The organism is Brachybacterium sp. GPGPB12 (genome assembly GCF_038396325.1).
Classification (GTDB): Bacteria; Actinomycetota; Actinomycetes; order Actinomycetales; family Dermabacteraceae; genus Brachybacterium; species Brachybacterium conglomeratum.
The window spans coordinates 699243-712688 of the sequence record NZ_CP149573.1 but is presented as its reverse complement, the minus strand read 5'-3'; the positions used below and the strand labels follow the sequence as shown (position 1 = coordinate 712688).

The following is a 13446-nucleotide window of genomic DNA, read 5'->3' as shown; positions in this document are numbered from 1 at the left end:
GCCCGCTCCGGGAAGGTCTTCGCTCGAGGCGTACATGTACCGCTTCCACCCGCAGACCGTGCGGGTCCTCGAGCTCGTGGCCGAGGGCGCGATCGGCGAGCTCGTCCACGTCGACGCCTCCTTCGCCTTCGACACCGGCTCCCGCGGCGGCCGCCTGTTCGACACCGCCACCGCCGGCGGCGGCATCCTCGACGTGGGTCGCTACCCGCTGTCCCTGGCCCGCTTCGTGGCCGGCGCCGCCGCGGGCCGTCCCTACCTCGAGCCGTCCTCGCTCACCGGCCGCGGCACGATCGGGGAGACCGGGGTCGACGAATGGGCCACCGCCCAGCTGACCTTCCCCGGCGGCGCCACCGCCTCCCTGCGCACCGGCGTGCGCCTGGCGGACCCGCAGTCCGCCACGATCACCGGCTCCCGCGGCGTGATCCGCCTGGCCGATCCGTGGGGACTCACAGAGGAGCAGGTCATCGAGCTCGACGTGGTGGGGAAGGAACCGCGCCGTATCGAGATCCCTCGCGCCTCCGCCTACGCGCTGGAGGCCGATGCGCTCGCCCTCGCCGCCCGCGACGGCTCCGAGGTCCCCGAGCTCACCGCCGAGAACTCCCTCGGCCAGGCACGGGCCCTGGACGCCTGGCGCGAGGAGCTCTCCCTGCGCTTCCCCTTCGAGGCCGACACCGCCGACATCCCCACCCTCACCGGCCGGCCGCTGCAGGCCGCCAGCGTGCCCACCGGCGCCGGGGTCCCCATGGCCTACGGCGGCATCCCCGGCGTGGACAAGCAGGTCTCCCGCCTCGTGATGGGCTGCGACAACCAGATGAACCTCGCCCACGCCTCGGCGATGTTCGACGCCTTCTTCGAGATGGGCGGCACCACCTTCGACACCGCCTTCATCTACGGCGGCGGGTACATCGAGAAGCTCGTGGGGCAGTGGGTCCGCAATCGCGGCGTGCGCGAGGACGTCGTGATGATCACCAAGGGCGCGCACACCCCGTACTGCGATCCCGAGTCCCTCACCCGCCAGCTCGAGGAGTCCCTCGAGCGGCAGGGCACCGACTACGCGGACCTGTACATGATGCACCGCGACAACACCGACATCCCCGTCGGCGAGTTCGTGGACGTCATGGATGAGCACCTGCGCGCCGGCCGGATCCGCGCCTACGGCGGCTCGAACTGGACCCCGGAGCGGGTCGACGAGGCCAACGCCTACGCGAAGGCCAACGGCCGCACCGGCTTCACGATCCTCTCGAACCACTTCGGCCTCGCCGAGGCGCTGGACGTGCCGTGGGAGGGATGCGTCCACGCCACCGATCCGGCCTCCAAGGAATGGCTCACCGACCGCGGCATCGCCCTGCTGCCCTGGTCCTCGCAGGCGCGCGGCTTCTTCACCGGCCGCGCCCACCCGGAGGACCGCTCCGACGCGGAGCTTGTGCGCCGCTACTACAGCGACGAGAACTTCGAGCGCCTCGCCCGGGCCGAGGAGCTCGGTGCCGAGCGCGGGGTGCCCGCCACCGCGATCGCGCTCGCCTTCGTCTTGCACCAGCAGTTCCCGACCTTCGCCCTGTTCGGGCCGCGCAAAGCATCGCCGAGATGCGCTCCTCGACACTCGGCCTCGGCGTCGAGCTCAGCGCCCAGGAGATGGCCTGGCTCGACCTGCGCGCTCCCTCGCGATGAGCAGGCAGGAGCGGCGGGCGACGATCATCGACGTCGCCGCCCGCGCCGGGGTCTCCCGGCAGACGGTCTCGCGGGCGCTCAACGACATGTCCGGGATCAGCGCCGAGACCCGCGAGCGAGTGCTCGAGGCCGCGAAGGAGCTGAACTATCGCCCCTCCCGTTTCGGGCGGGGACTGGTCGAGCAGGGGCCGACGACGCTCGGCCTCGTCGTCGGTCGGCTCTCGAACACCTACTACGCCGAGCTCGGCGCCGCCGTGGTGCGCGCCTGCGCCCCGCACGGCTGGAACGTCGTCCTGGCCGAGGCGGTCGACGCCCCGCGCCCGAGAAGGTCGCCGCGGACCTCTCGCGTCGCGTGGACGCGCTGGTCGGCTACGGCGTGGCGACCGCCGGGATCCGCGGCGGCGGTATGCCGATCGTGCAGGTCGACGGCACGCCCGAGCAGATCGACCAGGCCGGCGTGCTCGAGCCGCCGCGCACGGAGGCGATGGTGGACCTCGCCGAGCACCTGCGGGAGCGGGGCGTGCGGCGCCCCGTCGTGCTCGACCACGGCACGCAGGAGACCGACCAGCGCACCCGCGCCCTCGTCGGCGCCCTGTCCGGCCTCGCCCCGGGCGGGGAGGTGCCCGTGCGCACCGTCCACCCCCACGAGGGGCACGAGGAGGCGCCGCCGGAGCTCCTCGCCGGGGGCACCGACGCGCTGGTCGCCTTCAACGACGAGCTCGCCGTGCGAATGCCGCGCGCCCTGCGCCGCTCCGGCATCGAGGTACCCTCCCGGGTGCGCGTGACCGGGGTGGACGGCCTCGAGATCTCGACCCTGGTGTCCCCCGAGCTGACCACGCTCGCCCTGGACATCGACCGCGTCGCGCGGGAGGCCGTCGAGCTGGTCGCCGGGATGCTCGAGGGGACCGTGCCGCCGCGGGGCGAGGAGGCCCACCGCCGGGTCGACTACCGGCTCGTGGTGCGCGAGTCGACCTGAGCGCCCCGCGGGCGGGACTGCATCCGCCCGCGGGCGGGGCCGCAGGGCGGGGCCCCGCGCCCGACGGGCGCATCCGCCCCCGGCCGCTGCGATGTTGCGCACGCCGCACCGCGAGCCCTCGCCCCGCCCCGCCCCGGCGTGGCAGACTGTGACCTCGGTTCTGGTTCACGGCGCCCGCCGGGCACCGACCCAGCGACCCCGAGCAAGGAGAGACATGAAGGCTGACATCCACCCCGCATACGTCGAGACCCAGGTGACCTGCACCTGCGGCAACACGTTCACCACCCGCGGCACCAAGACCGACGGCGTCATCAGCACCGAGGTCTGCTCCGCGTGCCACCCCTTCTACACCGGCAAGCAGAAGATCCTGGACACCGGCGGTCGCGTCGCCCGCTTCCAGGCCCGCTACGGCAAGAAGAACTCCTGACCGGAGTGTCAGCGGCGAGGGTCACGGCCGCCTGCGCGGCCTGATCCACGCACAGCAGGTCTCCGACGCCGGTGCGCGCCCCAGGGCGTGCACCGGCGTCGTCGCGTGCAGGCGGGATCTGCAGGAATCGGGGAGGAGCACGGATGAGCGAACACGAGGACGGCGACCGACTGGCCACCCTGCGGCGGGAGCACGCCTCCCTGCAGGAGTCGATGGCGGACCCGACGCCGCACGACGACCCGGCCCGTGCCCGTCGCGTCGGCCGACGCTATGCGGAGCTCGAGGGGATCCTCGAGGCCGCTGACCGCGTGTCCTCCACCGCCGAGGACCTCGCCACCGCCCGTGAGCTCGCCGAGCTGGGGGAGGACGACGAGGAGGTCGCCGCCGAGACCGACCGGCTCACCGAGCGCCTCGAGGCCGAGCGCGGGCACCTCGAGGACCTGCTCGCCCCCGCGACCCCGACGACCCCCGCGACGTGATCCTGGAGATCAAGGCGGGCGCCGGCGGTGAGGAGTCCGCGCTGTTCGCCGCCGAGATGCTGCGGATGTACCGCTCCTTCGCGGAGGCCCGCGGCTGGCGCACCGAGGTGCTGACCTCCTCCGAGACCGAGCTCGGCGGCCTGAAGGACGTCACCGTCGCGATCGCCGCCCGCGGCCCCGGCGCACCTGGGGAGGGCGTCTACGCGCACCTCAAGCACGAGGCCGGGGTGCACCGCGTCCAGCGGGTCCCGGTCACCGAGTCCCAGGGCCGCATCCACACCTCCGCCGTCGGCGTGCTGGTCTTGCCCGAGGCGGACGAGGCCGACGAGTCCGAGTCGCTGGCCGAGGCGATGGCGCCCGCGAACCTGCGCATCGACGTCTTCCGATCCTCCGGCCCCGGCGGCCAGAGCGTGAACACCACCGACTCCGCCGTGCGGATAACGCACGTGCCCACGGGACTGGTGGTCTCCTGCCAGGACCAGAAGAGCCAGCTGCAGAACCGCGAACAGGCCCTGCGGATCCTGCGCACCCGGTCGCTGGACGCGCGCCGCGCCGAGCAGGAGGCGGCCTCCTCCGCCGCGCGCCGCTCCCAGGTGCGCACCGTCGACCGCAGCGAGCGGATCCGCACCTACAACTTCCCCGAGTCGCGGGTCGCCGACCACCGCACCGGCTACAAGGCGAACAACCTCGCGCAGGTCCTCGCCGGCGACCTCGGCGAGCTGATCGACTCCTCCCGCCGCGCCGAGCGCGAGGCCCGGCTGGCCGAGGCGGCCCGCGAGGGCACGGAGGGCCCGGCGTGAACGGCACGGCGGAGGGTGCCGAGCAGACCCGGGCCGACGGCGGGAGCCCCGGCGGCCCGGCACCGGGTGGAGAGGCTCCCGGGGGAGGGACCCCCGGAGGACGGACGCGCCTCCGCCTGCGCGCCGCCCTCGCCGGGACCACCGCGCGCCTCGGCGAGGCGGGCGTCCCCTCGCCGAGCGTCGACGCCCGGGCGCTGATCGCCCACGCCGCACGCACGGGCCGGCCGCTCGTCCTGCTCGACGAGCTACCGGAGGACTTCGACGCGCGCCTCGAGGCCTCGACCGCACGGCGCGAGGCGCGCGAGCCGCTGCGGCTGATCCTCGGCGGCGCCCGTTCCGCCGCCTCGAGCTGCGGGTGCGCCCCGGCGTGTTCATCCCGCGTCCGGAGACGGAGCTCGCCCTGGACCTGCTGCGCGAGCACGCGAGCTGGCCGCTCGAGCAGATCGTGGACCTCTGCACCGGCGGCGGCGCGCTCGGCGCGGCCGTGCTCGACGAGTCGCCCGGCGCCCGCGTGCTGGCGGTGGAGGTCGACGGCGCCGCCGCGGAGCTCGCCGCCGAGAACCTCGAGCTCGCCGGTCCCGGCCGCGGCCGGGTGCCGCACGCCGACCTGCTGGGGGAGGTCCCGGAGCTCGCCGCGGCGGCCCCCGTCGACGCCGTCCTCTCGAACCCGCCCTACATCCCCGCCGGCGCCGTGCCCCAGGACCCCGAGGTCCTCGCGCACGACCCTCACCGCGCCCTCTTCGGCGGGGGAGAGGACGGTCTCGAGGTCCCGCGCGCCGTCGTGGCCTGGGCGGCGCGGTCGCTGCGACCCGGCGGCCTGCTCGTGATGGAGCACGCCGACGTGCAGGGCGAGGCGACGCGCGCCCTCGCCCGTGACCACGGCGGCTTCGAGGGGATCCTCACGGCCCCCGACCTCACCGGACGCGACCGCTTCCTGATCGCGCGCCGTCGTGCATCGGAGTCGCAGGACGGACATGGGAGACTGTCACGGTGAGCGTGCACGACACCCAGAACCCAGAGACCCGCGAGGACGCCCTCGCCGCCGCCGTCGACGCCGTGCGGGGCGGTGGACTCATCGTCCTGCCGACCGACACCGTGTACGGGATCGGCGCCGATGCGTTCACCCCGCAGGCCGTGCAGGACCTGCTCGAGGCGAAGGGCCGCGGCCGCGACACCCCGCCGCCCGTGCTGATCGGCGACCGCGCCGTGCTGATGGCGCTGGCGACCGACCTGCCCGAGTACGTCGAGGACCTCGCCGAGGCGCTCTGGCCCGGTGCGCTGACCATCATCCTCACCGCTCAGCCCTCGCTCACCTGGGACCTGGGCGAGACCCGCGGCACCGTCGCGCCGCGCATGCCGGAGGACGAGACCGCCCTCGAGCCGCTGCGCCGCACCGGCCCGCTCGCCGTCTCCAGCGCGAACCGCCACGGCAAGCCGGCGGCGACCTCCGTGCTCGACGCCGCGACCCAGCTCGGCGACGCGGTCGAGGTGTACCTCGACGGGGGCGCCGCCCGGATCGGCGCGAGCTCCACGATCCTCGACGCCACCGTCACGCCCGCCGAGATCGTGCGGGAGGGCGCCATCACGAAGCGACAGATCATCGACGTGGTCGGCGACATCTTCACCGCCCCCGAGCCCGAGCCCTCCGAGGAGGAGGCCGAGGACGCGGCAGGGGAGCAACGCGAGGACGGCGAGGCCGGGACCTCGCCCGAGAGTGCCGAGAGCACCCAGGGCGCCTCCGACGCCGCGCCCGCCGGCGCGGCCGACGGGGACACCCCCTCCGTCCTCGACCTGCCTTCCGAGCCCGAGCTCGAGAGCGTCCCGCAGGGCCCGGCCGAGACGCCGCTGGCCGCTCCCGGCGAGGACGCCGCCGCGCCGTCGGACGTCGCGCCCTCCACCTCCGAGCCCTCGACGGCTGAGCCCTCGACCCCCGGATCCTCGGATTCCGGGTCCCCGGCCTCCGAGCCCTCGACCTCCGGGTCGACGGCCCCCGCGCCGGAGGACCGGCCGGACGACGGCCCCGCCCGCCCGGAGCACATGCCCGGGTGAGGATCTACCTGTTCCTGCTGCTGCTCGCGGCGGCGGTCACCTTCCTGGTGACGCCCGCGGTGCGGCCGCTGGCCCGGCGCGCCGGGGCGATGACCGCGGTGCGGGAGCGCGACGTCCACGACGCCGTCACCCCGCGCCTGGGAGGGCTGGCGATGCTCGCCGGCGTGGTCGCCGCGATGCTGATCGCGAGCAACGTGCCCTTCCTCGAAGGACTCTTCCACGACTCCCGCCAGCCCTGGGCGATCCTCTCCGCCGCGGCGCTGGTGTGCCTGCTCGGCGCGGCCGACGACCGCTGGGACCTCGACTGGATGACCAAGCTCGCCGGCCAGGTGCTCGCCGCGCTGCTGCTCGCCTGGCAAGGGGTGAGCCTGGTGACCCTCCCGATCAACGGCATGACCGTCCTGTCGGGGCGCGCGGCGCTGATCCTCACGGTCCTCGTGGTGGTGGTCAGCATGAACGCCGTGAACTTCGTCGACGGCCTGGACGGCCTCGCCGCCGGGGTGATGGCGATCGGCGGCTCCGCCTTCTTCTACTACGCGTACATGCTCACGCGCGACACCTCGGCCTCCGACTACTCCTCGCTCGCCGCGCCGCTGACCGCCGTGATGATCGGGGCCTGTCTGGGCTTCCTGCCGCACAACCTCACCCGAGCCCGGATCTTCATGGGGGACTCGGGCTCGATCTTGCGCTGGGCCTCTTGCTCGCGGCCTCCACCATCGCGGTCACCGGCCAGGTCGACCCCGCGACCCTCTCCGGCGCGGACTTCTTCGGCCAGTTCCTGCCGATCCTGCGCCCATCGGCGTGATGGTGATCCCCATCCTCGACTTCGGCCTCGCCGTGGTCCGACGGATCGGCTCGGGGAAGTCCCCCTTCCACGCCGACAAGGCGCACCTGCACCACCGCCTGCTGGGCCTGGGCCACTCCAAGCGCACCGCGGTGCTGATCATGTACACCTGGACGATCGTGATCTGCGTGGGCCTGCTGCGCCGCTGATGGCCCCGCGGCACGTGGTCGGGATCTTCTGGGCGATCGGGATGCTCCTGGCCGTCCTGCTCACCTTCGACCCGCTCAGATGGCGGCCCGGCCGCCACCGGAAGGACTCCGATGCCCGCTCAGCCTGAGACCCCCGCCTCCTCGAGCCCGCGCTCCCCGCGGCGCGCCGCGAGCGACCGCTCCATGCGGCGCGCGACGCTGATCGCCGCCGGCGTCGGCCTTCTGGCCGACGGCGTCGTGCTCGCCCTCGCCGCGACCCGTCCGGAGGACGCGGCCCTGTACGGGGCCCTCGTCGGCACCGCGCTGACGCTGGTGATCGTGCTCCCCACCGTCGCGATCGCCTTCGCCGGACCGCGGATGACCCCCGTGACGATGGCGGCGACCGTGCTGGGCTCCTGGGCGGTCAAGATGTTCGTTGTGATCCTGGTCCTACTCCTTGTCAGGGGTCAGGAGGCGCTGTCCGCGCCGTGGATCGGGATCGCACTGCTGGTCGGTGGCGTCTCGGCCATGCTCGTCGAGGCGAGCGTGCTTCTGAGGACCCGCCAGCCCCTCGACGTGGCCCCCGTCGACGACACCTCGGACCGCTCCTGACGCCCCTGCCGGGGAATGATCCTCTGTTATGCTTTCGGAGGTGCTCGAGCGCTGATCACGGTGCATAACCACGTGAGGCCCGACCACTGATCGACCACCCGGGACGCCGCGGCGTCGTCCATCGCTGCAGGCAATGGTGGCCGCAACCGGGTCGGCAAGATCGAGAATGACATCGAGGCCGCCACAGAGCTGTCGGCCCCAGACCACGGGAGATCGAGCTGAACACCGCAGACCTCAGCCCCACGCCGCACGCCGAGGGCGATTCGCTCTTCCACATCCCGACGCTGGACGAGTTCTTCCCCGACGCGATCCTCTTCGCGGGCACCCCGTTCGAGTTCAACCGCGTCCAGCTGGTGCGCCTGATCATGATCGCCGTCGTGCTGATCGTGCTGTGCATCATCGCCTCCCGCGCGAAGCTCGTCCCGGGCCGCTCCCAGAGCATCGTCGAGCTCCTCATCGAGTTCGTGAACGGCTCGATCATCAAGAACACGCTGGGACTGCGGCACGGCAAGCAGTTCGCGCCCTTCCTCATCACGCTGTTCTTCTTCATCCTGACGATGAACATCTCCGGCGTCATCCCGGGCATGAACCTCGCCGGCACCTCGGTGATCGGTCTCCCACTGCTGCTGGCCCTGTGGACCTTCGTGGTCTATGTGAGCGCCGGCGTGAAGAAGCGCGGCATCGCGGGCTACCTCAAGCACGAGACCGCCCCGCCCGGGCCGCCCAAGCCCATCTATCTGCTTGCTCATCCCGATCGAGTTCCTGCAGGTGGTGCTGATCCGCTGGGCATCGCTCACGATCCGACTGCTCGCGAACATGGTCGCCGGCCACATCATGCTGGTGGTGTTCATCGGCCTGACCCACGGCCTGCTCTTCTCGGGCTCCTGGCTGGTGGCGGTCTCGCCCTTCGCCGGCGCGCTGGCGATCGGCATCTACGGCTTCGAGATCTTCGTCGCCGCGCCGCAGGCCTTCATCTTCACGATCCTCGCCGCGGTGTACATCCAGATGGCCACCTCGGACGAGCACTGACCTGCCCCCGACCCACGAACCCCCCGACTGACCTGTCCGCCGCCCGCCCGGGCGGCACAACGAAAGGAAACCCCCTGTGGACCCGATGATCCTCTCTGAGCTCAACGGCAACGTCGCGTCGATCGGCTACGGCCTCGCTGCCATCGGCCCCGGCATCGGCATCGGCATCATCGTCGGCAAGACCGCCGAGGCGACCGCCCGCCAGCCCGAGCTCCGCGGCCAGCTCCAGTCCACCATGTTCATCGGTATCGCCTTCACCGAGATCCTGACGCTGCTGGCCATCGTCACCGGCCTGCTCTTCGGCTGAGGCTCACCCCATGATTCTTGCCGAAGGAGAGCAGACGGTACCCAGCTGGCGCCTTCTGGTCCCCATGCCCCAGGAGATCGTCTGGTCGCTCATCTTCCTGGTGATCTTCGCGCTGGTCTTCATGAAGTTCATCCTGCCGCGGCTCACCGCGGTGCTGGACGAGCGCGCAGAGAAGATCGAGGGCGGGCTCCGCAACGCGGAGAAGGTCCAGGAGCAGGTCGACCAGCTCAAGAGCGATCAGGAGCAGGAGCTCGCGGCGGCACGCCAGGAGGCGGCGTCCATCCGCGAGAAGGCTCGTGCCGATGGTCAGAAGATCATCGACGAGGCGCGCTCCCGCGCCGAGTCCGAGAGCGAGCGCGTGCTCACCGCGGGTCGTCAGCGGCTGAGCGCCGAGCGGATCTCCGCCGCGGCCGAGCCGCGCGGCGAGGTGGGAACCCTCGCCAGCGACCTCGCCTCGAAGATCGTCGGGGAGTCCCTCACCGACGACGAGCGCTCCCGCCGTGTGATCGACCGGTTCCTGGACGACCTCGAGTCGAGCCAGACCACCACCCGATAAGGACCCGTGATGCGAGGAACCTCCTCCACCTCCTTCGCCGAGGTGCTCCGCCAGGCCGAGGCCGCCTTCGCGGCCGACGGCGCGCGCCGGAGACCGACGCCCAGGAGCTGTTCTCGGTGGCCGACGCCATCGATTCCAGCAACCAGCTCGTGCGCACCCTGTCCGATCCGGGCCGCCCCGTCGCGGTGAAGGAGCAGACCGTGCGCGCGCTGTTCGGCGGTCGTGTCGGCCCCCGCGCCCTCGAGCTCGCCCTCGAGGTCGTCCGCCGGCGCTGGTCCGAGCAGGAGGACATCCTCGATGCCCTCGAGTCGCTCGGCGTCTCGGCGGCCGCTCCAGCAGGCGCATGCCGAGGGCGTGCTCGAGCAGGTCGAGTCGGAGCAGTTCGAGGTCGCGCGCATGATCGATGGCAGCGGTGAGCTCACCACGGCCCTCGACGACGCGCGGGAGAACCCCTCGCAGCGCGCGGCGCTCCTCACGCGGTCGCTGGAGGGTCGCACCCACCGCCTCACGGTCGCGCTCGCGGCCCGCGCGGTGGGACGTCGCACGGAGACCAAGCCCGCCCGCCGGATCGAGGAGTTCGCCCGCTTCGCCTCGGACCGCCGTCGTCGCGCCTTCGCGACGGTGCACAGCGCGGTCCCGCTCGACGAGACGCAAAGAGGCACGGCTCGGGGCGGTCCTCGCCTCGATCTACGGCCGCGAGGTGCAGATGAACCTCCAGCACGACCCCGAGGTCGTGGGCGGTCTCCGGATCCAGGTCGGCGACGACCTCTACGACGCCACCGTGCTGGCCAGGCTCTCGCGGGCCCGGTCCTCGCTCGTGGCCTGACCCAGACCACGACGCCGCGGCGTCCCCAGCACTTACCAGACCATCCCCGTCACGGGGAGACCGAGAGGAAGCGAAGCGAAGAGATGGCGGAGCTCACGATCAGCCCGGAGGAGATCCGGAACGCCCTGGACAGCGCAGTGTCCAGCTACCAGGCAGGCGCCACCGAGCGCGAGGAGGTCGGCCGCGTCAGCGAGGCCGCCGACGGCATCGCGCGCGTCGAGGGCCTCCCGAACGTCATGGCCAACGAGCTCGTCCGCTTCGAGGACGGCACGCTCGGCCTCGCCCTGAACCTCGAGCCGCGCGAGGTCGGCGTCGTCGTCCTCGGCGAGTTCAGCGGCATCGAGGAGGGCCAGCAGGTCCGCCGCACCGGCCAGGTGCTCTCGGTCCCCGTCGGCGACGGCTACCTCGGCCGCGTCGTGGACCCGGTCGGCGCCCCGATCGACGGGCTCGGCGAGATCGAGACCGTCGGCCGCCGCGCCCTCGAGCCGCAGGCGCCCGGCGTCATGCGGCGCAAGGCCGTCAAGGAGCCGATGCAGACCGGTCTGAAGGCCATCGACGCGATGACCCCGATCGGCCGCGGCCAGCGTCAGCTGATCATCGGCGACCGCCAGACCGGCAAGACCGCGATCGGCATCGACACGATCCTGAACCAGAAGGCCAACTGGGAGTCCGGCGACCCCTCGAAGCAGGTCCGCTGCATCTACGTCGCCGTCGGCCAGAAGGGCTCGACCATCGCCTCCGTGCGCGCCACCCTCGAGGAGGCCGGCGCGATGGAGTACACCACGATCGTCGCCGCCCCCGCCTCGGACCCCGCGGGCTTCAAGTACATCGCCCCCTACACCGGCTCGGCCATCGGCCAGCACTGGATGTACGAGGGCAAGCACGTCCTGATCGTCTTCGACGACCTCTCGAAGCAGGCGGAGGCCTACCGCGCCGTGTCGCTGCTGCTGCGCCGCCCGCCGGGCCGTGAGGCGTACCCCGGCGACGTGTTCTACCTGCACTCCCGCCTCCTCGAGGCCGCGCGAAGCTCAGCGACGAGATGGGCGGCGGCTCGATGACCGGCCTGCCGATCATCGAGACCAAGGCGAACGACGTCTCGGCGTACATCCCGACCAACGTCATCTCGATCACCGACGGCCAGTGCTTCCTGCAGTCGGACCTGTTCAACGCGAACCAGCGCCCGGCGGTCGACGTCGGCATCTCGGTCTCACGCGTCGGCGGCTCCGCGCAGACGAAGGCGATGAAGGCGGTCTCGGGCACCCTGAAGCTCTCGCTCGCGCAGTTCCGTGACCTCGAGGCCTTCGCGATGTTCGCCTCCGACCTGGACGCGGCCTCGAAGCAGCGGCCTGCACCGCGGCGCTCGCCTGATGGAGCCGCTCAAGCAGTCGCAGTACTCGCCCTTCCCGATGGAGGAGCAGGTCGTCTCGATCTGGGCGGGCACCAAGGGCAAGTTCGACGACGTCGAGGTCGAGGACGTCCGCGACTTCGAGGCCCAGCCGCTGGAGCACCTGCGCCACAACGGCGGCGTGCTCGAGGCCATCCGCACCACCGGCAAGTTCGAGTCCTCGACCGAGGAGGAGCTCTCGAGCATCCTCGACCAGGTCAAGCAGGACTTCCTGGCCGGCAAGGGCGAGAGCGCCGCGCGCACCGACGAGAGCAGGCGCATGGACGCCGGCGAGATCGAGCAGGAGCAGATCGTCCGAGGCTGATGCGAGCCGCCGCCGTCCCGCACGGGGCGGCGGCACCCGCCGGCCACGCACCGATCTCGCACGAGGAGAGCAATGGGAGCCCAGCAGAGGGTATACAAGCAGAGGATCCGCTCCGCCCAGGGGATGAAGAAGATCTTCAAGGCCAAGGAGATGGTCGCGGCCTCGCGCATCGCCAAGGCGCACGCCAGGGTGGAGGCGACCACGCCGTACGCCGAGGCGCTCACCCGCGCGATCGGCTCGGTGGCGACGCACTCCACGGAGATCTCGCACCCGTTCCTGGAGAGCGAGCGGAACGAGACCGGCCGCGTCGGGATCCTGATGATCACCGCGGACCGAGGCATGACCGGCCCCTACTCGCATAACGTGATCCGGGCCGCCGAGCGCCTGGCCAACACGCGCGCGACGAGGGCAAGACCCCCGTGATGTACGTCGTCGGCCTCAAGGGCGAGTCGTACTACCGGTTCCGCAACCGGCCCCCGCACCGCGCGTGGACGCCGTACAAGGAGAACGAGATCCCGGAGCTCGGGCGGGAGATCGCCGCGGCGCTGACCGAGGACCTCCTGAGCGAGGACCCGTCGGTCCACCTCGACGAGATGTACGTGGTCGGCACCCGCTTCGAGAGCCGCTTCCTCCAGCGCACCTCGTCCGTCCGCATGGTGCCGATGGGCCTGGTCGAGGCGGGGGAGGAGCAGGACACCCCGACGTTCCCGCTCTACGAGTTCGTGCCCGACGCGGACTCGGTGATCGAGGAGCTGCTGCCGCGGTACATCCGCTCGCGCATCACCAACATCCTGCTGCAGGCGATGGCCTCCGAGCACGCCTCCACGCGCGTGCGATGAAGACCGCGACCGACAACGCCCAGACGCAGATCGACAAGTTCACCCGGCTGGCGAACTCCGCCCGCCAGGCGGAGATCACCCAGGAGATCACGGAGATCGTCGGCGGCGCCGACGCGCTCTCGGGATCCGGCCGCACCGAACGCTGAGACATCCGCCGACACATTGTGGCCGACCCCGCCCCAGCGTCGGCTCGACAT

At 72.2% G+C, this 13446-nt stretch carries 10 protein-coding genes and 9 pseudogenes; all 19 read left to right on the top strand.

The window, feature by feature from the left end; genetic code table 11:
• Positions 1-34: 34 nt before the first annotated feature.
• Positions 35-1516 (top strand): annotated as a pseudogene (locus WKH84_RS03930) (aldo/keto reductase); the annotation flags it as partial.
• 148 nt (positions 1517-1664) lie between these two features.
• Positions 1665-1766: pseudogene (locus WKH84_RS03925) on the top strand (LacI family DNA-binding transcriptional regulator); the annotation flags it as partial.
• A gap of 308 nt (positions 1767-2074) precedes the next feature.
• Positions 2075-2644 carry a substrate-binding domain-containing protein gene (locus tag WKH84_RS03920; RefSeq protein ID WP_341856768.1) on the top strand — a complete coding sequence of 190 codons (570 nt, stop codon included), beginning with the start codon at positions 2075-2077 and terminating at the stop codon, positions 2642-2644.
• A 214-nt stretch (positions 2645-2858) separates the two neighbouring features.
• A complete protein-coding gene (rpmE, locus tag WKH84_RS03915) occupies positions 2859-3071 on the top strand; it encodes a 50S ribosomal protein L31 (RefSeq protein WP_341855677.1) in 213 nt (70 codons plus the stop codon).
• Between the two features lie 143 nt (positions 3072-3214).
• Positions 3215-4350, top strand: a pseudogene (prfA, locus tag WKH84_RS03910) (peptide chain release factor 1).
• Positions 4347-4616: pseudogene (locus WKH84_RS03905) on the top strand (peptide chain release factor N(5)-glutamine methyltransferase); the annotation flags it as partial. The pseudogenes prfA and WKH84_RS03905, both read left to right, overlap by 4 nt.
• An 89-nt stretch (positions 4617-4705) precedes the next feature.
• Complete coding sequence (locus WKH84_RS03900; RefSeq protein ID WP_341855676.1) at positions 4706-5344, top strand: HemK/PrmC family methyltransferase; 639 nt, start codon at positions 4706-4708, stop codon at positions 5342-5344.
• Positions 5341-6399: an L-threonylcarbamoyladenylate synthase gene (locus WKH84_RS03895; protein ID WP_341855675.1), complete on the top strand. Its 1059-nt coding sequence runs from the start codon at positions 5341-5343 to the stop codon at positions 6397-6399. Before WKH84_RS03900 ends, WKH84_RS03895 begins: the two co-directional genes overlap by 4 nt.
• Positions 6396-7520: pseudogene (locus WKH84_RS03890) on the top strand (MraY family glycosyltransferase). Before WKH84_RS03895 ends, WKH84_RS03890 begins: the two are co-directional and overlap by 4 nt.
• On the top strand, positions 7504-7983 hold the full coding sequence (locus WKH84_RS03885; RefSeq protein ID WP_341855674.1) for a hypothetical protein: 480 nt from the start codon (positions 7504-7506) through the stop codon (positions 7981-7983). Before WKH84_RS03890 ends, WKH84_RS03885 begins: the two are co-directional and overlap by 17 nt.
• 365 nt (positions 7984-8348) lie before the next feature.
• Positions 8349-8666, top strand: a pseudogene (locus tag WKH84_RS03880) (F0F1 ATP synthase subunit A); the annotation flags it as partial.
• Positions 8667-8724: 58 nt separating this feature from the next.
• On the top strand, positions 8725-9012 hold the full coding sequence (locus WKH84_RS03875; RefSeq protein ID WP_341855673.1) for a F0F1 ATP synthase subunit A: 288 nt from the start codon (positions 8725-8727) through the stop codon (positions 9010-9012).
• A gap of 76 nt (positions 9013-9088) precedes the next feature.
• Positions 9089-9319, top strand: coding sequence for an ATP synthase F0 subunit C (atpE, locus tag WKH84_RS03870; RefSeq protein WP_062950299.1), 231 nt, complete (start codon positions 9089-9091; stop codon positions 9317-9319).
• A 10-nt stretch (positions 9320-9329) separates the two neighbouring features.
• On the top strand, positions 9330-9875 hold the full coding sequence (locus WKH84_RS03865) for a F0F1 ATP synthase subunit B (RefSeq protein WP_341855672.1): 546 nt from the start codon (positions 9330-9332) through the stop codon (positions 9873-9875).
• A 116-nt stretch (positions 9876-9991) separates the two neighbouring features.
• On the top strand, positions 9992-10291 hold the full coding sequence (locus WKH84_RS03860; RefSeq protein ID WP_341855671.1) for a hypothetical protein: 300 nt from the start codon (positions 9992-9994) through the stop codon (positions 10289-10291).
• Positions 10173-10472, top strand: a pseudogene (locus tag WKH84_RS03855) (hypothetical protein); the annotation flags it as partial. The gene WKH84_RS03860 and the pseudogene WKH84_RS03855, both read left to right, overlap by 119 nt.
• A gap of 109 nt (positions 10473-10581) precedes the next feature.
• Positions 10582-10701: a F0F1 ATP synthase subunit delta gene (locus tag WKH84_RS03850; protein WP_341856767.1), complete on the top strand. Its 120-nt coding sequence runs from the start codon at positions 10582-10584 to the stop codon at positions 10699-10701.
• A gap of 83 nt (positions 10702-10784) precedes the next feature.
• Positions 10785-12410, top strand: a pseudogene (atpA, locus tag WKH84_RS03845) (F0F1 ATP synthase subunit alpha).
• A 72-nt stretch (positions 12411-12482) separates the two neighbouring features.
• Positions 12483-13395, top strand: a pseudogene (locus WKH84_RS03840) (F0F1 ATP synthase subunit gamma).
• Positions 13396-13446: the final 51 nt, after the last annotated feature.